The sequence below is a fragment of the Neisseria sp. CP9 genome (genome assembly GCF_047758525.1).
Classification (GTDB): Bacteria; Pseudomonadota; Gammaproteobacteria; order Burkholderiales; family Neisseriaceae; genus Neisseria.
In genome coordinates this window covers 1529081-1545432 of record NZ_CP180502.1, presented here as the reverse complement: position 1 = coordinate 1545432, position 16352 = coordinate 1529081, and the positions used below count along the sequence as shown (strand labels likewise).

The following is a 16352-nucleotide window of genomic DNA, read 5'->3' as shown; positions in this document are numbered from 1 at the left end:
ATATTGGTCAAAAAGGTCGTCTGAAAACGACGCCGTTTATGATGAAACGCCTCTCATCAACGGGAACCGCGTTTTTTTCACCAGAGCAAAACTCAATGATGCGCCTTCAACTAGCTAACTTCAAGCAATACAGCATTACGTTGTACAAGTTTGAAGCAAACATTTTTTCAAACATCGAAGCTCTAGCCAAACCTTTAACTTCCCAAATGCAGCCCATCAAGTTTGCTTCTCAGCAATGTTTAATACCCCACCAAGCACCAAGCCAATCAGCTTTCTACCTCCTGACGAACCGCCGCATGATTGCCCATCTGATTCAAAACGAATCCACACATCCTAAACCTACGCATATAAAAAAGGTCGTCTGAAACCTTTTCAGATTTCAGACGACCTCGATATCAGAACCTAAGCAATTAATCGTCGCTGGTGAATGCCAACAAGATGCGCAACAGGCTGCTGAAAATATTGTAAATCGAGATGAAAATGGTCAGGGCCGCGCTGATATGGCTGTCTTCGCCACCGTCAATCACGGTACGCACCTGCCACATAATAACCAGCGAACTGAACACAACGAACGCGCCGGAAATCGCCAGGCTCAGAGCCGGAATTTGCAGAATGAAGTTAGCAACCACTGCAATCATCAGAACCACACCGCCGATTGCCAAGAAGCGTCCGAGCGAGTTCATATTCATCGTTGTGCGGCGCGCCATAGCTGCCATCGTAAAGAATACGCCGGCGGTCATGGCTGCGGCGACACCTACGATTTGAGTACCATTACGGATAGCAAGCGCATATTGCAGCAACGGGCTGATCAACACACCCATACCGAAGGTGAAAATCATCAACAAGACAACGCCCGTATTGCTGTAACGGTTTTTCTCGATAAGGAAAATCATACCGTAGAAGAATGCCAATACAGCTACAAAACCCATCCAGCGTGCGCCGAACATAGCGTACAGGTTTAGGTTCAAAGCGCTGCTGGCAAATGCGCCGGCAATAGCGGGAATGAAAGACAAACCCAGCAGGCGGTAAGTTTTTTGCAAGACAATGTTTTGGGAAACTTGTCCTGCAAGAGGATAGTCGTAAACGTCGTTTCGCATGGCGTTTGCTCCTGAAAAAATGTGTGAAAACAAAAAGAGTCCTGATTCTATCAGCAAATTATTGGCTTGGGCATAAAAATATGCCTACGTCGCCGTTTGAGGATAAGTGGTAGCGTTCAAAGCATTTTAAAGTGTCGCAATCATAAATTTACATAAAAGACTGCTTCTGAAACCGATACCGAATCTTTGCCCACCCCTTTTTACCGTTTGATTTGATTCCCACTACTTCAAAACCGGATAAAACCAACTTCTGCAAGATAATGGATTTTGGAATTTAATGATTTGCCATAGCAAATTTGAACAGAGCTGGTTTCAGGCTGTGTAAACAACATCAGAAATAAAATAACTTCATTGATTATTTATCAACTTTCGATTTATTGTCTGTCGAACCGTTGAATGATAGGATTGCGGCGGTAAGTGTAGTGCAATCGCTCAAAATTTCATAAACGGCTGATTTCAAACGACATCAATGATGTATAGAAAACTGCCGTATCCAAATTTTTAGCGATTCGTTATGTTTCACTTCATATCAATGATTACATAAGGAAATACAGTATGAACCGTCGTCAATTCTTGGGTGGTACAGCCGTTTCTTTGGCAGCTGCCGCTTCATTCGCCCGCGCCCACGGACATCATGACCATAAAGGCCATTCACACGCTGCCCCTGCTACTGCGTCCAAAACCTATGAAGCAGCCAGAAAAGCGGCTGCCCACTGTGTTGAAGCAGGTCAAATCTGTTTGGCACACTGCATCAGACTGCTGAGCCAAGGCGATACTTCCATGAAAGATTGCGCAACAGGTGTCAACCAAATGCTGGCATTGTGCGGCGCGCTGCAAAACCTTGCCGCCCAAAACTCTCCGCTGACTCCATCTTTGGCAAAAGTCTGCATTGAAGCGTGCAAACAATGTTCCGCCGCGTGTAAACAACACGTCGGTCACCACGCAGAATGCAAACAATGCTATGAGTCTTGCCTTGCCTGCATCAAAGAGTGCGAAAAAATCGCTGCTTAATTGACGCAGTTAATCACCGGTCTGTCTGTGAAACAAACTTTGTTTTGCAGGCAGACCGGTTTGTTTTGGATGGGAGGACTTTCACAAATTGAATTGAAATGTAAGTTTTGTTTGTATAGTGGATTAACTTTAAACCAGTACGGCGTTGCCTCGCCTTGCCGTACTATCTGTACTCTGAGACCTTTGCAATAACATAGGTTACTAAAATTTTATGCTCAATCTCATTTTCAAAATGCAAAACTTTTCTGATTTTTCCTACTTTTTGCTCAATATTAGGAAGGTTTTAGGCAATTGAAAATTTTTTGGCGCATTTTTATGCGTCAAATTTCGTTAACAGACTGAGACCTTTGCAAAATTCCTTTTCCCCCAACAGCCGAAACCTAAACAAAGATTTTCGGCTGTTTTCGTTTCAAATATCCACTAATTTTACCCAAATACCCCCTTAATCCTCCCCGGATACCCGATAATCAGGCATCCAGGCCACCTTTTAGGCAGCAACAGGCACACTTAGCCTGTTAGCCGCTTTCAACAGGTTCAAACACATCGCCTTCAGATGGCTTTGCGCACTCACTTTGAGCAGACCAAAATAGGCTGCCCGCGCATAACGGAATTTACGGTGCAGCGTACCGAAGCTTTGTTCCACCACATAACGGGTCTTCGACAAATACCGGTTACGTTTGGTTTGCGCTTCCGTCAGCGGACGGTTGCGGCAGGCTTTGCGCATAATGCCGTCTAACAACCGATGCTCTTTCAGATGTTGCCGGTTTTCCTTGCTGTCGTAGCCTTTGTCGGCATAGACGGTCGTACCTTCGGCAATGCCTTCCAACAAAGGCGACAGATGGTTACACTCATGGGTATTGGCGGGGGTAATCTGCAGTTTCTCGATATAGCCTTCCTCATCGGTACGGGTATGTTGTTTGTAACCGAGTTTGTAAAGGCCGTTTTTCTTTGTCCAACGGGCATCTTTATCTTTACTCGGTGTGGTTTGGCCGCTGACTTGTCCTTCTTCATCGACTTCTATGGCCTGACGTTGTTTGCTGCCGGCGGTTTGAATAATGGTGGCGTCAATGACGGCGGCGGATGCCTTCTCTACTTTTAGGTTTTTTTCGGTCAGTTGGCGGTTAATCAGTTCCAGCAATTCGGACAGGGTGTCGTCTTGCGCCAGCCAGTTACGGTAGCGGCATAAGGTGCTGTAATCGGGGATGCTCAGTTCGTCAAAACGGCAAAACAGGTTGAAGTCGATGCGGGTGATGAGGCTGTGTTCGAGTTCGGGATCGGAGAGGCTGTGCCATTGTCCGAGCAGGACGGCTTTGAACATGGACAACAGGGGATAGGCGGGACGGCCGCGGTGGTCTCTAAGGTAACGGGTTCTTTGACGATTCAGGTACTGTTCGATCGGCTGCCAATCAATCACCTGATCCAACTTCAATAGTGGGAAGCGGTCGATGTGTTTGGCAATCATGGCTTGTGCGGTTTGCTGGAAGAAGGTGCTCATGGGAAATCCCCTAAATGTCTTTGTGGGAATTTAGGGGATTTTGGGGAATTTTGCAAAGGTCTCAGACTATTTTTGCAAAGGTCTCGTACTGTCTGCGGCTTCGTCGCCTTGTCCTGATTTAAATTTAATCCACTATAGAATGTTGTGTCTTTGCCTACAAATTTTGCCATAAATTTAAAATTTCACGCGCCGGCGAAAAACGGTATGTTTAGGATTATTAAGTTCTGTAACGCGCCCGTTCTGAAATGAAGACAACAGGTTGCAAGATTCCAATCTTAACCATCCCAATGGTCTTAAAATTTCTGCAAAACACATGATTTTCACGCTTCTTAACAGACGTTTTCTTGATAAGGTCGTCTGAAAATTGCCCGACACCTTGATAAGCTTTACAATGCAAGTAATTAAAATACATCCCGCCTTATCTTCCCTTTCATGAGTTCCGTACCCTTCATCGAAATGAAAGACGTTGCCTTCGCGTATGGCGACCGTCCGATTCTGAACAATATCAATTTCAGCATTCCCCAAGGAAACTTCGCCGCCGTGATGGGCGGTTCGGGCAGCGGCAAAACCACGCTGATGCGGCTGATTACGGGCCAGATTCATCCGCAGTCGGGTAAGGTTTTGATTGAAGGACGTGATTTGGCGGGCTTTTCGGCTGACGAACTGTATGAACACCGCCGCCGCATGGGCGTATTGTTCCAACACGGCGCGCTGTTTACCGATTTGTCTGTGTTCGACAATATCGCTTTTCCGATGCGCGAACTCACGCGCCTGCCGGAAGCAGTTATCCGTGATTTGGTTTTGTTGAAATTGAACGCGGTCGGTCTGCGCGGCGTGGAAAACCTGATGCCGTCCGAACTGTCCGGCGGAATGTCGCGCCGCGTCGCGCTTGCCCGCACGATTGCACTCGACCCTGAAATCATGTTGTACGACGAGCCGTTTACCGGCCTCGATCCGATTTCCTTGGGTGTGATTGCCCACTTGATCAGCCGCGTCAACAAGGCTTTGCGTTCGACCAGCATTATGGTGACACACGACATTGAAAAATCTTTGGAAATCGTCGATCAGGTGATTTTCTTGGCGCACGGCGAAATTATGTTCTCCGGCTCGCCGCAGGAAATGCGCGAACTGGATTCGCCTTGGGTGCGCCAGTTTGTCGGCGGGCTGGCAGACGGCCCCGTAGCATACCGCTATCCGGCGCAAACGTCGTTGCAGCAAGATTTGCTTGGGTAGTTTTCAGACGACCTCGGTTTGCAGACGTCGTCTGAAATGTTTGAACCGTTGTTGCCTGAAGCCGAAATTATTTTTCAGACGACCCATCATCATCCTAAAAGGTCGTCTGAAACCCGTTAATCCGTAATGGAAACCTATGAATTTTATCCGTTCCGTCGGGGCGAAAACCCTCGGCTTTATTCAATCTCTCGGCAGTATTACGCTGTTTCTGCTGAACATTCTGGCGAAATCCGGTACAGCTTTCGTCCGTCCGCGCCTGAGCGTGCGCCAAGTGTATTTTGCCGGCGTGCTGTCGGTGTTGATTGTTGCCGTTTCAGGGCTGTTCGTGGGCATGGTTTTGGGTTTGCAGGGCTATACGCAGTTGTCGAAATTCAAATCCGCCGATATTTTGGGCTATATGGTCGCGGCTTCGCTGTTGCGCGAACTGGGTCCGGTATTGGCGGCGATTCTGTTTGCCAGCAGCGCGGGCGGTGCGATGACCAGTGAAATCGGTTTGATGAAAACGACCGAACAGCTCGAAGCGATGAACGTGATGGCGGTAAACCCTGTCGCCCGCGTGGTTGCGCCGCGCTTTTGGGCGGGCGTGTTTTCCATGCCGCTGTTGGCTTCGATTTTCAACGTGGCAGGCATTTACGGCGCGTATTTGGTCGGCGTGACTTGGCTGGGTTTGGACAGCGGCATTTTCTGGTCGCAAATGCAGAACAACATCACGATCCATTACGATGTAATCAACGGTCTGATCAAATCCGCCGCGTTCGGCGTGGCGGTAACGCTGATTGCCGTGCATCAGGGCTTCCACTGCGTACCGACCTCGGAAGGCATTTTGCGCGCCAGCACGCGCACGGTGGTTTCGTCCGCCCTGACGATTTTGGCGATTGACTTTGTGTTGACCGCATTGATGTTTACGGAATGACAGGTCGTCTGAAAACGAAACAAAGAACATTGGATATTCAAGGAACTTTAATGAAAAAGAATGTATTGGAATTTTGGGTCGGACTGTTTGTCTTGCTCGGCGTGGCAGCGGTCGGTTTTCTCGCTTTCCGCGTGGCGGGCGGCGCGGCATTCGGCAATTCCGGCAAGACTTATACCGTATATGCCGATTTCAGCGACATCGGCGGCCTGAAAGCCAACGCGCCAATCAAATCCGCGGGCGTATTGGTCGGACGTGTCGGCTCTATCGAGCTTGACCCGAAATCCTATCAAGCGAAAGTCCGCCTCGATTTGGACAGCAAATATCAGTTCAGCAGCGACGTTTCCGCGCAAATCCTGACCTCCGGCCTGTTGGGCGAACAATATATCGGCCTGCAACAAGGCGGCGACACCGAGAATCTTGCCGCAGGCGATACCATTTCCGTTACCAGCTCCGCCATGGTTCTGGAAAACCTGATCGGTAAATTCATGACCAGCTTCGCCGAGAAAAACGCGGCAGGCGGCGACGATGCGGCAAAAGCCACCAAATAAACGTACACCATCATATTCAAACTAGGACACTTAATCATGAAAAAAACCTCTTTCATCAGCGCACTGAGCATCGGTATCTTGAGTATCAGCATGGCGGTTGCCGCCCCTGCCGACGCAGTGAACCAAATCCGTCAAAACGCCACTCAAGTATTGAGCATCTTAAAAAACGGCGATGCCAACACCGCCCGCCAAAAAGCCGAAGCCTATGCGATTCCTTATTTCGATTTCCAACGCATGACCGCGCTGGCAGTCGGCAACCCTTGGCGCACCGCGTCTGACGCGCAAAAACAAGCATTAACCAAAGAATTTCAAACCCTGCTGATCCGCACCTACTCCGGCACCATGTTGAAATTCAAAAACGCTAACGTCAACGTCAAAGACAACCCCGTTGTCAATAAAGGCGGCAAAGAAATCATCGTCCGCGCCGAAGTCAGCGTACCCGGTCAAAAACCCGTCAACATGGACTTCACCACCTATCAAAGCGGCAACAAATACCGTGCCTACAACGTCGCCATCGAAGGCGCGAGCTTGGTAACCGTGTACCGCAACCAATTCGGCGAAACCATCAAAGCCAAAGGTGTGGACGGACTGATTGCCGAGCTGAAAGCCAAAAACGGCAGCAAATAATGCAAAGACAAGCCATGCCGTCCGTTTTCAGACGACATGGCTTTCGCACACCATGACCTTCAGGTTTTATCATCCAAGATTAAGTTGACAAGACAGCCATGCAAACCGAACTTCGCGACGGTACGCTGCACATCAGCGGTGACGTAACCGTCAAAACCTTGACCGCCTCCGCCTTTACCCGCTTCAGACAGCAATGTCGTCTGAAAGATACCCGTGCGGTCGATTTGAGCGGCGTCGGGCGCGCCGATTCTGCCTGCGTGTCCCTGCTGCTTGACGCACTGCGCCGCCCGGACGGAAACATCACCCTGCAAGGCATACCCGAATCCGTGCGCACCCTGTCCGAGCTTTACGAAATCAAAGACTGGTTAAACCCATGAAAAAAACCACCGCTTCACTCCTATTCCTCATCGGCATGGCCTCAACCCCCGCATTTGCCGAGAACAACCCCGCCGACCCCTACGAAGGCTACAACCGCGCCATCTTCAAATTCAACGACAAGGCCGACCAATACGTCCTCGCCCCCGTCGCACGCGGCTACCGCAAGATAACGCCCAAGCCCGTCCGCACCGGCGTCAGCAACTTCTTCAACAACCTGCGCGACGTCGTCAGCTTCGGCAGCAACGTCTTACGTCTCGATGTCAAACGCGCCAGCGAAGACCTCGTCCGCGTCGGCATCAACACCACCTTCGGACTCGGCGGCCTGATTGACGTCGCAGGAGCAGGCGGCGTTCCCGACAACAAAAACACCCTCGGCGACACCTTCGCCACATGGGGCTGGAAAAACAGCAACTACTTCGTTGTCCCGCTGCTCGGCCCTTCCACCGTCCGCGACACCGCAGGCAACGCCATTACCACCGTCTATCCCGTCAAAAGCGCCGTGTTCCACACCCCCGCAGGCCGCTGGAGCACCACCGGCTTGAACATCGTCAACACCCGCGAAGCCCTGCTTGACCTGACCGACGGTTTGGAAGACGCCGCCATCGACAAATACAGCTACACCCGTGACCTCTACATGAAAGTGCGCAGCCGCCAAACCGGCGGGACATTACCGCAAGGCGAAGATGACAATATCGACATCGACGAATTGGTGGACAGCGATCTGCCTGCCGAAGCCGGGGCAGATGCCTCCAATACCTCTGCAGGCGAAACTGCCGACCTTTATTTATACACCCCTATCCAAACCGGTAACACCAGCCGAGACCTTTGCAAAAAAGCCCTTCCCCCGACAGCCGAAACCCAAACACAGGTTTTCGTCTATTTCTCTCCCCCAAATCACTCCTAATTTTACCCAAATATCCCCTTAATCCCCCCCGGATACCCGATAATCAGGCATCTGGGCCACCTTTTAGGCAGCAACAGACACACTTAGCCTGTTAGCCGCTTTCAACAGGTTCAAACACATCGCCTTCAGATGGCTTTGCGCACTCACTTTGAGCAGACCAAAATAGGCTGCCCGGGCATAGCGGAATTTACGGTGCAGCGTACCAAAGCTTTGTTCCACCACATAACGGGTCTTCGACAAATATCGGTTGCGTTTGGTTTGTGCTTCCGTCAGCGGACGGTTGCGGTGGGCTTTGCGCATAATGCCGTCCAGCAACTGATGTTCTTTCAGATGTTGCCGGTTTTCCGTACTGTCGTAGCCTTTGTCGGCATAGACGGTCATACCTTCGGTTAGGCCTTCCAACAAAGGAGACAGGTGGTTGCACTCATGGGTATTGGCGGGAGTAATGTGCAGTTTCTCGATATAGCCTTCCTCATCGGTGCGGGTATGTTGTTTGTAACCGAGTCTGTATAAGCCGTTTTTCTTTGTCCAACGGGCATCGCTGTCCTTACTCGGTGTGGTTTGTCCGCTGACTTGTCCTTCTTCATCGACTTCTATAGCCTGACGCTGTTTGCTGCCGGCAGTTTGAATAATGGTGGCGTCAATGACGGCGGCGGATGCTTTCTCTATTTTTAGGCCTTTTTCGGTCAGTTGGCGGTTAATCAGTTCCAGCAATTCGGACAGGGTGTCGTCTTGCGCCAGCCAGTTGCGGTAGCGGCATAAGGTGCTGTAATCGGGGATACTCAGTTCGTCAAAACGGCAAAACAGGTTGAAATCGATGCGGGTGATGAGGCTGTGTTCGAGTTCGGGATCGGAGAGGCTGTGCCATTGTCCGAGCAGGACGGCTTTGAACATGGACAACAGGGGATAGGCGGGACGGCCACGGTGGTCTCTAAGGTAACGGGTTCTTTGACGATTCAGGTACTGCTCGATCGGCTGCCAATCAATCACCTGATCCAACTTCAATAGTGGGAAGCGGTCGATGTGTTTGGCAATCATGGCTTGTGCGGTTTGCTGGAAGAAGGTGCTCATGGAAAATCCCCTAAATGTCTTGATGGGAATTTAGGGGATTTTGGGGAATTTTGCAAAGGTCTCCAGCCGATGATGCGGCAAACGATTAATCCGGTTTCCATGCAAAAGGTCGTCTGAAACCTCATTTCAGGGTTTCAGACGACCTTTTTCTATGCCGTTTTAGAGAATCATAAGTCTGCTTGCGCGACTCACTACCAAGCCTGCCCCGCAGCATATAGTGGATTAAATTTAAATCAGGACAAGGCGACGAAGCCGCAGACAGTACAGATAGTACGGAACCGATTCACTTGGTGCTTCAGCACCTTAGAGAATCGTTCTCTTTGAGCTAAGGCGAGGTAACGCCGTACTGGTTTAAAGTTAAGCCACTATAAAATCAGAATGACCGTTACAAAAAGGTCGTCTGAAATATCGACTTCAACGGAAATTCCTATTTCCCATTCATTGAATACCCGTTTTCAGACGACCTCTCAGGGTGGCTCAATCATTCAAAGTCAAACAACTATGCAGACTCTGCACACCCGCCATCCGTGTATTTTCAGTTTAATGCGGATGACAAACTTATCCGCCTTGAGGCAGATTCCAATCAATCCAAAATATTAATGTGATACGGCTTTTAATTTTCTGAAGAAATTTCTTGATCTTCAAATTTCATACTTTCCGGATTTAGCTTCCAAATCGTCTTATCTGTAGAAGATATGGATTTTTTACCCTGATGAAATTCATAGCAGACCCTATCTGTTTTTAATACAAACTCCTTGCTGAGTTCAAATTCCATCACACATTTTCCCTGTGGCTTCAAGGACAAGGTATCTGCTACATGGTAACTCAGTATTCCATCTATTTTTTTAAAATTGAAGGGCGGGCGCAACAAGTTTTTATTGTCATAGAATGATTCATATACCAATTCTATTAAGCCTAAAGCTGGAAGACCGGTATGGTCTTGACCTATGCTTCCATCCTTTCTATTGACCAGATAGATAACATATTCTTGTTCAACAATGCTATTTCCTTCAGATTCTTCCGACTCTCCATTAATGGCAACAACAAGCCATGCAAATGAATCATTATAAGGAATCACACCCAAAACTTTTGCATGCTCGGGGACACTTGTTGGAACAGCATATATATATTCTTTAACATCCTTTGGTGCCTTAATCTTATTCAAATCCAGAAAGCCATTTGACTGTCTCGGGTAGGATTGAAACCAGGTTTTAGATGAAATAGGCAAGGTTAAACATTCTGCCTCTGCCAAATGCTTCTGTTCCTTAGGATAATTGATGTAGCACTTATCCTTGTCGGTTTTTTGGGACGATATGGCAGACTCTTTTTTGCTGTTTTGATCAGCAAGTGTTTCTTGGGAAGCTGCCGGTTCGACGCGGCAAGCCGCCAAAGCCGTGAGTGAAAACACGAATAAGATTGCGCGGTTGAGTTGAGAAAAAATCATATCTTTCCTTAAATATCCATTCATTTTGGCTCAAGCCCTTTAAGATATGAAGAATGATAACATTCAATATGAATTTTTACCTACTCATCCTCAGAAGTTTCTTCCCTTACCGACATAAGCCTATTTTGCGGCAAAACCCGCTATTCTAAAGCAACCGCATTTCCCGCCGCCGCTTCCCACAATTCCCGCTTCTTCCCTGCCGTCAGTTTTTTGATGGTAATTTCCCGTTTCAGCGCCTCGCTTTTGGAGAGGTCGTCTGAAACGATACGCATCGCCGTCGGTTTGTTCAGACGCGTGTATTTCGCGCCTTTGCCGGCGAGGTGGGCAGCGAACCGCTCTTGCGGGCGGTTGCTGATGCCGCAGTAAAGCGCGCCGTTTTCACACAGAATCAGGTAAACGCGCCAATTTTCCGCGTTCATGCGTCTGCTTCCTTGGCGAAACTTTCCGTGAAGATACGGACGGCAGCTTCGGTTTTGGCGGACTGGACGCGGTAAGGCGTCACCAAATAGAGGCTGACCGGCGGCAGCGTCCACTCGGGCAAAACGGTTTTCAGACAACCTTGGGCGATTTTTTCCCGAACTTCGCCGCCCACTTGCAAAGACAAACCGAAACCGCTTTCGGTCAGGCTGCACACGGCGGCAAGATGCGTGCAGGCCATGCTGTCGGCGACGTCGAGGAAATAGCTTTCGCCGCCGTATTGCAAGGTCGTGCGGACGGGCAGGAAGTGCAGCCAGCGGTGGGCGTGAAGCTGCGAGGGATGGGTAATGGGCGGATGGCGGTCGAGATAATCGGGCGCGGCGCAAATGGTGTACGGCCAGGTAACGAGATGACGCGCAACCAAATTGGGATCGTCCAAAGCGCGGTCACCGCCGCGTATGGCGATGTCGGTTTGGCTGTGTTGCAGGTCGTCCAAGGCATCGCTGAAATTGAGGACGGGGCGGATTTTGGGAAACTCGGCTTGCAATCGTGAAAACGCCGTCTGAAAAGCGCGGGACTCGATGACGGTGGAAGTCAGGGAAATACGCAATTCGCCGACGGGTTCGGTTTTCAGATTGTCGATAACGGTACGCGTATCGGTAAGCGTGGCGGCGAGGCGGCGGCAGTATTCGCCCAAAGCGCGGCCGGCATCGGTCGGCGCAAGGCTGCGCGTGCTGCGGTTTAACAGCTTGATGCCGTGCAGGGTTTCGAGGCGATTGATGTGCTGGCTGACGGCAGACGGGGTCATGCCCAGCGCGGCAGCGGCGGCGTTCATATTGCCGTGTTCGAGGACGGCGGCGAAAACAAGCAGGGGTTTGATGTCTTGCATGGTGTTTACCGGGTTGGAATCGGGGTTTTCAGACGACCTGTTGGCAATATTGCGGATTATATAGTGCTGACAATAAATCGGCGTGGAACTGATTGGGCGGTTGAGCCATATTCGTTTATCGCCATTTGCATATCTACCCTTTTTCAGGTATACCGCCAATTGATATTCACATTTTAAAAGGATTTTATGATGGCTTCTTTCGACGAATCGGGCCGCGTCAAACGCGAAGGCATACTGACGCGCCTGCTGCGCTTTTTGGGTATCGGCCCTTCTGCCGAAGATGAACAAGAGCGTGCGCGTTTGGCGGCTTTGAATTTGAATACGGCGGTTTATGCCGACTTATTCGCCAACGAATCGGAAGAAATGCTGGTTTTGACTTCGGATTTCGACCCTGAAATAGGAACATTCAGGATTAACGCAGGTATAGGTGGCGGCAAAAAACAATTCCAAGCCAAAAGCTGCCCAATTTTAGGCTATGTCCATGTTAAAAGCGGTACGTTCATGGATCAGCCCGTATACAAGCTGACCTGGGCGGAAGACGATGCAAACAACCCCTTTAAAAACTGTTCATTTCAGACACTCAAGCCACTGACTGTGTACCGTATCCGAAGTAAGTTAGCCATGGATTGGGAGCCATTCGGAGGCGAGTGGTTGAGCCATATACTTTTAGTTGAGGTACTCGAAAGCGATGTACACAATCAAGAATTGGAAAACCTACGCCGCGAATATCTGAATCCCGTTTTGTTTACCCATCCGCTGGCAACATTCAGATTAAACACATTTATGGAAAATTTCGAAGCCAAGGCGGAATGGGCGGGGCTGCCTGTGAAATTGTCTTTGAACGCAGAGGACGACAAACCGGCGGGCGGTACGCTCAAACGCTTGCCGGAAGTATTTGCCCAACAGACGCAACTCTATGCCTCCCTCAACACATACCTGCTCGAACATATCCGCAAACACAACGGCATCCGCACCAAAGACGGATTTTTTCCCAATCCGCATCCGACGGCGGAAAGCTTCCTCCAAGACTTAAAGCTGCAAAAATTGGATTTTTTCAATCAGGATTTCGATATCGTGTTTCACAATGATGACGACGCATTGATACCCGATGGCGAATACTATTTCTGTGTCTCGTTTGATTCAAAGGGGAACATTACCGGCATCGAATCCATCCACTGACAACAGGTCGTCTGAAACTTTAAACTCCGTTTCAGACAACCTTTTTTCATCCTATTATTTAGTTTAACTTTATAATAACAACAGCAAATCAGGGATTATCAAGCGTTTCAGACGACCTTACAATGTGTTCATCTAATCAATCACACTTCAACAAGGAGTCAAACATGAAAATCGCAGTCATCGGCGCAACAGGTTATGTCGGCAACGCAGTCGTGCAAGAATTGGCGGGTCGCGGGCATGAAGTGACCGCTTTCGCGCGCAATACGGATAAAGTGTTCCAAGCGCAAAATGTTGCCGCCGTCTCCGCAGATGTCAACGCGGCGGACTTCGCCGACAAGCTGGCAGACTTTGACGCCGTGGTCAGCGCGTTCAATCCCGGCTGGACCAATCCCAATATCGGCGCGGATTTCACATGCGGCGCAAACAGCATCGTCGAAGCGGCAAAAGCGGCTCAAGTGCCGTATCTCTTAATCGTTGGCGGCGCAGGCAGCCTGTATGCCGCACCTGATTTGCAAGTTGTCGATACGCCCGACTTTCCCAAAGAAATTTACGACGGCGCCAATGCCGCACGCCATCTCTTGACCGCACTCCTGCCGCGCCGCGATGTGAACTGGTCTTTCGTTTCCCCACCGGCACGATTGGGCGCGGACGGCGGGTTCAGCGAAGACAAAACCGGCAAATACCGCTTGGGCAAGGACGATTTGCTGATGGATGCTGAAATTCCGGCAGGCATCAGCGTGGCGGATTTGGCGGTCGCCATCGCTGACGACGCAGAAAACAAAGCGTATTTGTTTGAACGCTTTACCGTTGCCGCCGCTTAACAGCCAAACATAGCAAAGGTCGTCTGAAAACTTTGAGAATCAGGTTTTCAGACGACCTTTTTGTATTCGCTCTACATCACCCGCTGCAACCGACCGCCCCTTTTTTATCGGAAGCGTTTGGGGAACAAGGGCGTGGACTTGGTTTTCAGACGACCTTCGTGTTAGTTTACCTGAAGGGAAATCGGTGTTATTGTGTTCGGCAGTCTGTTGAAAATAAAATGATTTATGGAAAGAGACTCTTTAAACAGCCAACATTTCGTCCGACTGGTACAACAAGGCGGCGGCAGCGATTATCTGAGCGGCAATTACCGTTTCGATACGCTGCACAGCGGCATTTCCGTGCATGGCGGCTCTGTGACCGCGCAAAAGGATTTCCAAAGCACGCAGCTTGCCGAGCCGTATATTTCGTTCATCCTGCTGCTGGAGGGGCGTTTGGATTTCGCCATCAATCAAAACCGCTATCAGATTGAGGCTGACGGCGGACGGGTGGTGCTGATTGCTGCGGAGGAGGAGATTTTGTTCAGCCGTTATCTCTATCAAGGGGAGAAAACGGCGAAAATCACGTTGAAAGGCATAGAGCAATGGCTGTCGCAACCGCAATACGCGGCGATGTTGCCGGCGGTTTACCGCAAGACGGTGCGGCATTGGCATTTGAGCGATGAATTGCGCGCTTTGGTGGAAAACAGTTTGATGCTGTCGGCGCAAGGCGACGGTCTGGGCGATGTTTTGCAGCGCGAAGCCGATGCTTTGCAGTTGCTCGCGGGATTGTGGCGCGATTTTTGCAGCCGTTATCCGTTGTCGCCATCGTCTGAAAAATCAGGCGGGACGGTTCGCCCGTCGGATGGGGACGGGTTTGTGCATGGTTTGAATCAGGCATTTGACCAAGGCGCGCACCAAGTGGCGGAACTCGCCGCCGCGCTGCACGTCAGCGAACGGACGCTGCAACGCCGCCTGCGGGATTATTTTGGGATTACCGTCAGCGACTGGCTGCGGCACAAACACATGCAATATGCGCTGTATGCGTTGACGACGGGCAAAGAGAGCATCAGCGAAATCGCCTATCGCTGTGGCTACGGACACACTTCCAGCTTCACGCAGGCGTTCAAACAATATTTCGACTGCACGCCCGCGGAGGTGCGCAAGCGGGAAGATTGATGTTTAATTATAGTGGATTAACTTTAAACCAGTACGGCGTTGCCTCGCCTTAGCTCAAAGAGAACGATTCTCTAAGGTGCTGAAGCACCAAGTGAATCGGTTCCGTACTATCTGTACTGTCTGCGGCTTCGTCGCCTTGTCCTGATTTTTGTTAATCCACTATAACGTTTAATCAATGCCTTAAAGGTCGTCTGAAACTTGATTTTCAAGTTTCAGACGACCTTTGTTTATGCACAGCCTTAGAGATGGAAACCGCTCAAGCCGCCCTCTTCACTTCTTGCGTTTCGCCCGCGGATGCCCCTCGTCGTAAACCTTTGCCAGATGGTCGAAATCCAGCTTGGTGTAAATCTGCGTAGTCGAGAGGTTGCTGTGCCCCAGCAGCTCTTGCACGGCGCGGATGTCGCGCGAGGATTGCAAAAGGTGGCTGGCGTAGCTGTGGCGCATCATGTGCGGGGAAATATGTTGCCCGCTGCCCTGCTGCACCGCCCATGCCTGAAGGCGTTTTTGGATTTGCCGCTGTCCGAGCCGCGTGCCGTTTTTGCCGGTAAAGAGCGCGGTTTCGCCGCTTGCCGCCACGCGTTCGGACAAATAGGCGCACAAGGCTTCGACGCTTTTGCCCGATAGCGGGACTTGCCGCTCTTTCCTGCCTTTACCGGTCACGCTTACCCAACCTTCGTCCAGCAACACATCGCCCAAATCCAAGCCGTGTATCTCGCTCAGGCGCAGACCGCTGCCGTACATCAGTTCAAACAAGGCATGGTCGCGCACTGCCAAACCGTCGTCGTCGGGCGAGCTGTCGAGCATATGGTTCAACTCTTCCTGCGGCAAGGCTTTGGGCAGGCGTTCGGGCAGGCGCGGGGCTTTCAGGTTGAAGGTCGGGTCGTTGTCCATCATGCCCGACTGCACGAGCCAGCCGCAATATTGCCGCCACGCCGATAATTTGCGCGCCAGCGTCCGTTCGCTCAAGCCTTGTTGCGACAGCCGTTTCAACGCCGCCACGAAATCGCGCCGCGTCAAATCCTGCGCCGTTTCAGACGACCCCTCCGTCAAAAGCCGCACGAGTTCGGTCAAATCGCGACCGTAGGCAGACAGCGTGTGCGCCGACTTGCCTTGTTGTCCCAACATTTTCAAATAGCCGTCCAAAGACAGTCCGAAATCGCGCGCCAACAT

At 50.5% G+C, this 16352-nt stretch carries 18 protein-coding genes; 11 read left to right on the top strand and 7 right to left on the bottom strand.

What is annotated here, in order from left to right; genetic code table 11:
* Positions 1-38: 38 nt before the first annotated feature.
* Positions 39-365, top strand: coding sequence for a hypothetical protein (locus ACMYUL_RS07450; RefSeq protein WP_415769714.1), 327 nt, complete (start codon positions 39-41; stop codon positions 363-365).
* A 45-nt stretch (positions 366-410) separates the two neighbouring features.
* Here the strand turns inward: ACMYUL_RS07450 and ACMYUL_RS07445 are convergent, their stop codons facing one another.
* Positions 411-1097 (bottom strand): Bax inhibitor-1 family protein, encoded by a 687-nt coding sequence (locus ACMYUL_RS07445; RefSeq protein WP_003760551.1) that lies wholly within the window; start codon positions 1095-1097, stop codon positions 411-413.
* Positions 1098-1652: 555 nt separating this feature from the next.
* Between ACMYUL_RS07445 and ACMYUL_RS07440 the strand changes: the two genes are divergently transcribed.
* Positions 1653-2108, top strand: coding sequence for a four-helix bundle copper-binding protein (locus ACMYUL_RS07440; protein ID WP_415769711.1), 456 nt, complete (start codon positions 1653-1655; stop codon positions 2106-2108).
* 487 nt (positions 2109-2595) lie between these two features.
* Here the strand turns inward: ACMYUL_RS07440 and ACMYUL_RS07435 are convergent, their stop codons facing one another.
* The gene (locus ACMYUL_RS07435; RefSeq protein ID WP_415769709.1) at positions 2596-3603 is read right to left on the bottom strand and encodes an IS5 family transposase; all 1008 of its coding nucleotides are present in this window, start codon (positions 3601-3603) and stop codon (positions 2596-2598) included.
* Positions 3604-4035: 432 nt separating this feature from the next.
* On the opposite strand from ACMYUL_RS07435, the gene ACMYUL_RS07430 reads away from it, so the two are divergent.
* The 6 genes from ACMYUL_RS07430 to ACMYUL_RS07405 all read left to right on the top strand — a co-directional run bounded on the left by ACMYUL_RS07430 (position 4036) and on the right by ACMYUL_RS07405 (position 8206).
* On the top strand, positions 4036-4836 hold the full coding sequence (locus ACMYUL_RS07430; RefSeq protein WP_003779745.1) for an ABC transporter ATP-binding protein: 801 nt from the start codon (positions 4036-4038) through the stop codon (positions 4834-4836).
* Between the two features lie 136 nt (positions 4837-4972).
* A complete protein-coding gene (gene mlaE / locus ACMYUL_RS07425) occupies positions 4973-5749 on the top strand; it encodes a lipid asymmetry maintenance ABC transporter permease subunit MlaE (RefSeq protein WP_003742846.1) in 777 nt (258 codons plus the stop codon).
* A gap of 50 nt (positions 5750-5799) precedes the next feature.
* Positions 5800-6297 (top strand): outer membrane lipid asymmetry maintenance protein MlaD, encoded by a 498-nt coding sequence (gene mlaD / locus ACMYUL_RS07420; RefSeq protein ID WP_415769706.1) that lies wholly within the window; start codon positions 5800-5802, stop codon positions 6295-6297.
* A gap of 36 nt (positions 6298-6333) precedes the next feature.
* The gene (locus ACMYUL_RS07415; protein ID WP_045075293.1) at positions 6334-6924 is read left to right on the top strand and encodes a phospholipid-binding protein MlaC; all 591 of its coding nucleotides are present in this window, start codon (positions 6334-6336) and stop codon (positions 6922-6924) included.
* Positions 6925-7022: 98 nt separating this feature from the next.
* Complete coding sequence (locus tag ACMYUL_RS07410) at positions 7023-7301, top strand: STAS domain-containing protein (protein WP_415769704.1); 279 nt, start codon at positions 7023-7025, stop codon at positions 7299-7301.
* Complete coding sequence (locus ACMYUL_RS07405; RefSeq protein ID WP_415769702.1) at positions 7298-8206, top strand: VacJ family lipoprotein; 909 nt, start codon at positions 7298-7300, stop codon at positions 8204-8206. The genes ACMYUL_RS07410 and ACMYUL_RS07405 overlap by 4 nt, the downstream gene beginning before the upstream one ends.
* Positions 8207-8269: 63 nt before the next feature.
* Here ACMYUL_RS07405 and ACMYUL_RS07400 read toward each other — a convergent pair whose 3' ends face one another.
* From ACMYUL_RS07400 to ACMYUL_RS07385, 4 genes are all read right to left on the bottom strand, one after another.
* The gene (locus ACMYUL_RS07400) at positions 8270-9277 is read right to left on the bottom strand and encodes an IS5 family transposase (protein WP_415769700.1); all 1008 of its coding nucleotides are present in this window, start codon (positions 9275-9277) and stop codon (positions 8270-8272) included.
* Positions 9278-9890: 613 nt separating this feature from the next.
* A complete protein-coding gene (locus ACMYUL_RS07395) occupies positions 9891-10721 on the bottom strand; it encodes a hypothetical protein (RefSeq protein WP_415769698.1) in 831 nt (276 codons plus the stop codon).
* Between the two features lie 140 nt (positions 10722-10861).
* On the bottom strand, positions 10862-11140 hold the full coding sequence (locus ACMYUL_RS07390) for a GIY-YIG nuclease family protein (protein WP_003764427.1): 279 nt from the start codon (positions 11138-11140) through the stop codon (positions 10862-10864).
* Positions 11137-12027, bottom strand: coding sequence for a LysR family transcriptional regulator (locus ACMYUL_RS07385; protein ID WP_415769695.1), 891 nt, complete (start codon positions 12025-12027; stop codon positions 11137-11139). Before ACMYUL_RS07385 ends, ACMYUL_RS07390 begins: the two co-directional genes overlap by 4 nt.
* A gap of 189 nt (positions 12028-12216) precedes the next feature.
* On the opposite strand from ACMYUL_RS07385, the gene ACMYUL_RS07380 reads away from it, so the two are divergent.
* The 3 genes from ACMYUL_RS07380 (at position 12217) to ACMYUL_RS07370 (ending at position 15182) form a co-directional block, all read left to right on the top strand.
* Positions 12217-13206, top strand: a complete 990-nt coding sequence (locus tag ACMYUL_RS07380; protein WP_415769693.1) for a DUF7021 domain-containing protein — start codon at positions 12217-12219, stop codon at positions 13204-13206.
* Positions 13207-13370: 164 nt separating this feature from the next.
* Positions 13371-14027 (top strand): NAD(P)-dependent oxidoreductase, encoded by a 657-nt coding sequence (locus ACMYUL_RS07375; protein ID WP_415769691.1) that lies wholly within the window; start codon positions 13371-13373, stop codon positions 14025-14027.
* A 225-nt stretch (positions 14028-14252) separates the two neighbouring features.
* Entirely contained in the window at positions 14253-15182 is a 930-nt protein-coding gene (locus tag ACMYUL_RS07370) for a helix-turn-helix transcriptional regulator (protein ID WP_415769689.1), read from the top strand.
* Positions 15183-15452: 270 nt separating this feature from the next.
* On the opposite strand, the gene xerC is transcribed toward ACMYUL_RS07370, so the two are convergent.
* Positions 15453-16352 carry a tyrosine recombinase XerC gene (gene xerC, locus ACMYUL_RS07365; RefSeq protein WP_415772911.1) on the bottom strand — a complete coding sequence of 300 codons (900 nt, stop codon included), beginning with the start codon at positions 16350-16352 and terminating at the stop codon, positions 15453-15455.

Bases quoted from the DNA above. Each gene is read 5' to 3' on its own strand.
- mlaE (WP_003742846.1), top strand. From the start codon at position 4,973: ATGAATTTTATCCGTTCCGTCGGGGCGAAAACCCTCGGCTTTATTCAA.
- ACMYUL_RS07435 (WP_415769709.1), bottom strand. From the start codon at position 3,603: ATGAGCACCTTCTTCCAGCAAACCGCACAAGCCATGATTGCCAAACAC.
- mlaD (WP_415769706.1), top strand. From the start codon at position 5,800: ATGAAAAAGAATGTATTGGAATTTTGGGTCGGACTGTTTGTCTTGCTC.
- ACMYUL_RS07370 (WP_415769689.1), top strand. From the start codon at position 14,253: ATGGAAAGAGACTCTTTAAACAGCCAACATTTCGTCCGACTGGTACAA.
- ACMYUL_RS07395 (WP_415769698.1), bottom strand. From the start codon at position 10,721: ATGATTTTTTCTCAACTCAACCGCGCAATCTTATTCGTGTTTTCACTC.
- ACMYUL_RS07390 (WP_003764427.1), bottom strand. From the start codon at position 11,140: ATGAACGCGGAAAATTGGCGCGTTTACCTGATTCTGTGTGAAAACGGC.
- ACMYUL_RS07445 (WP_003760551.1), bottom strand. From the start codon at position 1,097: ATGCGAAACGACGTTTACGACTATCCTCTTGCAGGACAAGTTTCCCAA.
- ACMYUL_RS07400 (WP_415769700.1), bottom strand. From the start codon at position 9,277: ATGAGCACCTTCTTCCAGCAAACCGCACAAGCCATGATTGCCAAACAC.
- ACMYUL_RS07405 (WP_415769702.1), top strand. From the start codon at position 7,298: ATGAAAAAAACCACCGCTTCACTCCTATTCCTCATCGGCATGGCCTCA.
- ACMYUL_RS07380 (WP_415769693.1), top strand. From the start codon at position 12,217: ATGGCTTCTTTCGACGAATCGGGCCGCGTCAAACGCGAAGGCATACTG.
- ACMYUL_RS07385 (WP_415769695.1), bottom strand. From the start codon at position 12,027: ATGCAAGACATCAAACCCCTGCTTGTTTTCGCCGCCGTCCTCGAACAC.
- ACMYUL_RS07430 (WP_003779745.1), top strand. From the start codon at position 4,036: ATGAGTTCCGTACCCTTCATCGAAATGAAAGACGTTGCCTTCGCGTAT.
- ACMYUL_RS07410 (WP_415769704.1), top strand. From the start codon at position 7,023: ATGCAAACCGAACTTCGCGACGGTACGCTGCACATCAGCGGTGACGTA.
- ACMYUL_RS07440 (WP_415769711.1), top strand. From the start codon at position 1,653: ATGAACCGTCGTCAATTCTTGGGTGGTACAGCCGTTTCTTTGGCAGCT.
- xerC (WP_415772911.1), bottom strand. From the start codon at position 16,352: ATGTTGGCGCGCGATTTCGGACTGTCTTTGGACGGCTATTTGAAAATG.
- ACMYUL_RS07375 (WP_415769691.1), top strand. From the start codon at position 13,371: ATGAAAATCGCAGTCATCGGCGCAACAGGTTATGTCGGCAACGCAGTC.
- ACMYUL_RS07450 (WP_415769714.1), top strand. From the start codon at position 39: ATGATGAAACGCCTCTCATCAACGGGAACCGCGTTTTTTTCACCAGAG.
- ACMYUL_RS07415 (WP_045075293.1), top strand. From the start codon at position 6,334: ATGAAAAAAACCTCTTTCATCAGCGCACTGAGCATCGGTATCTTGAGT.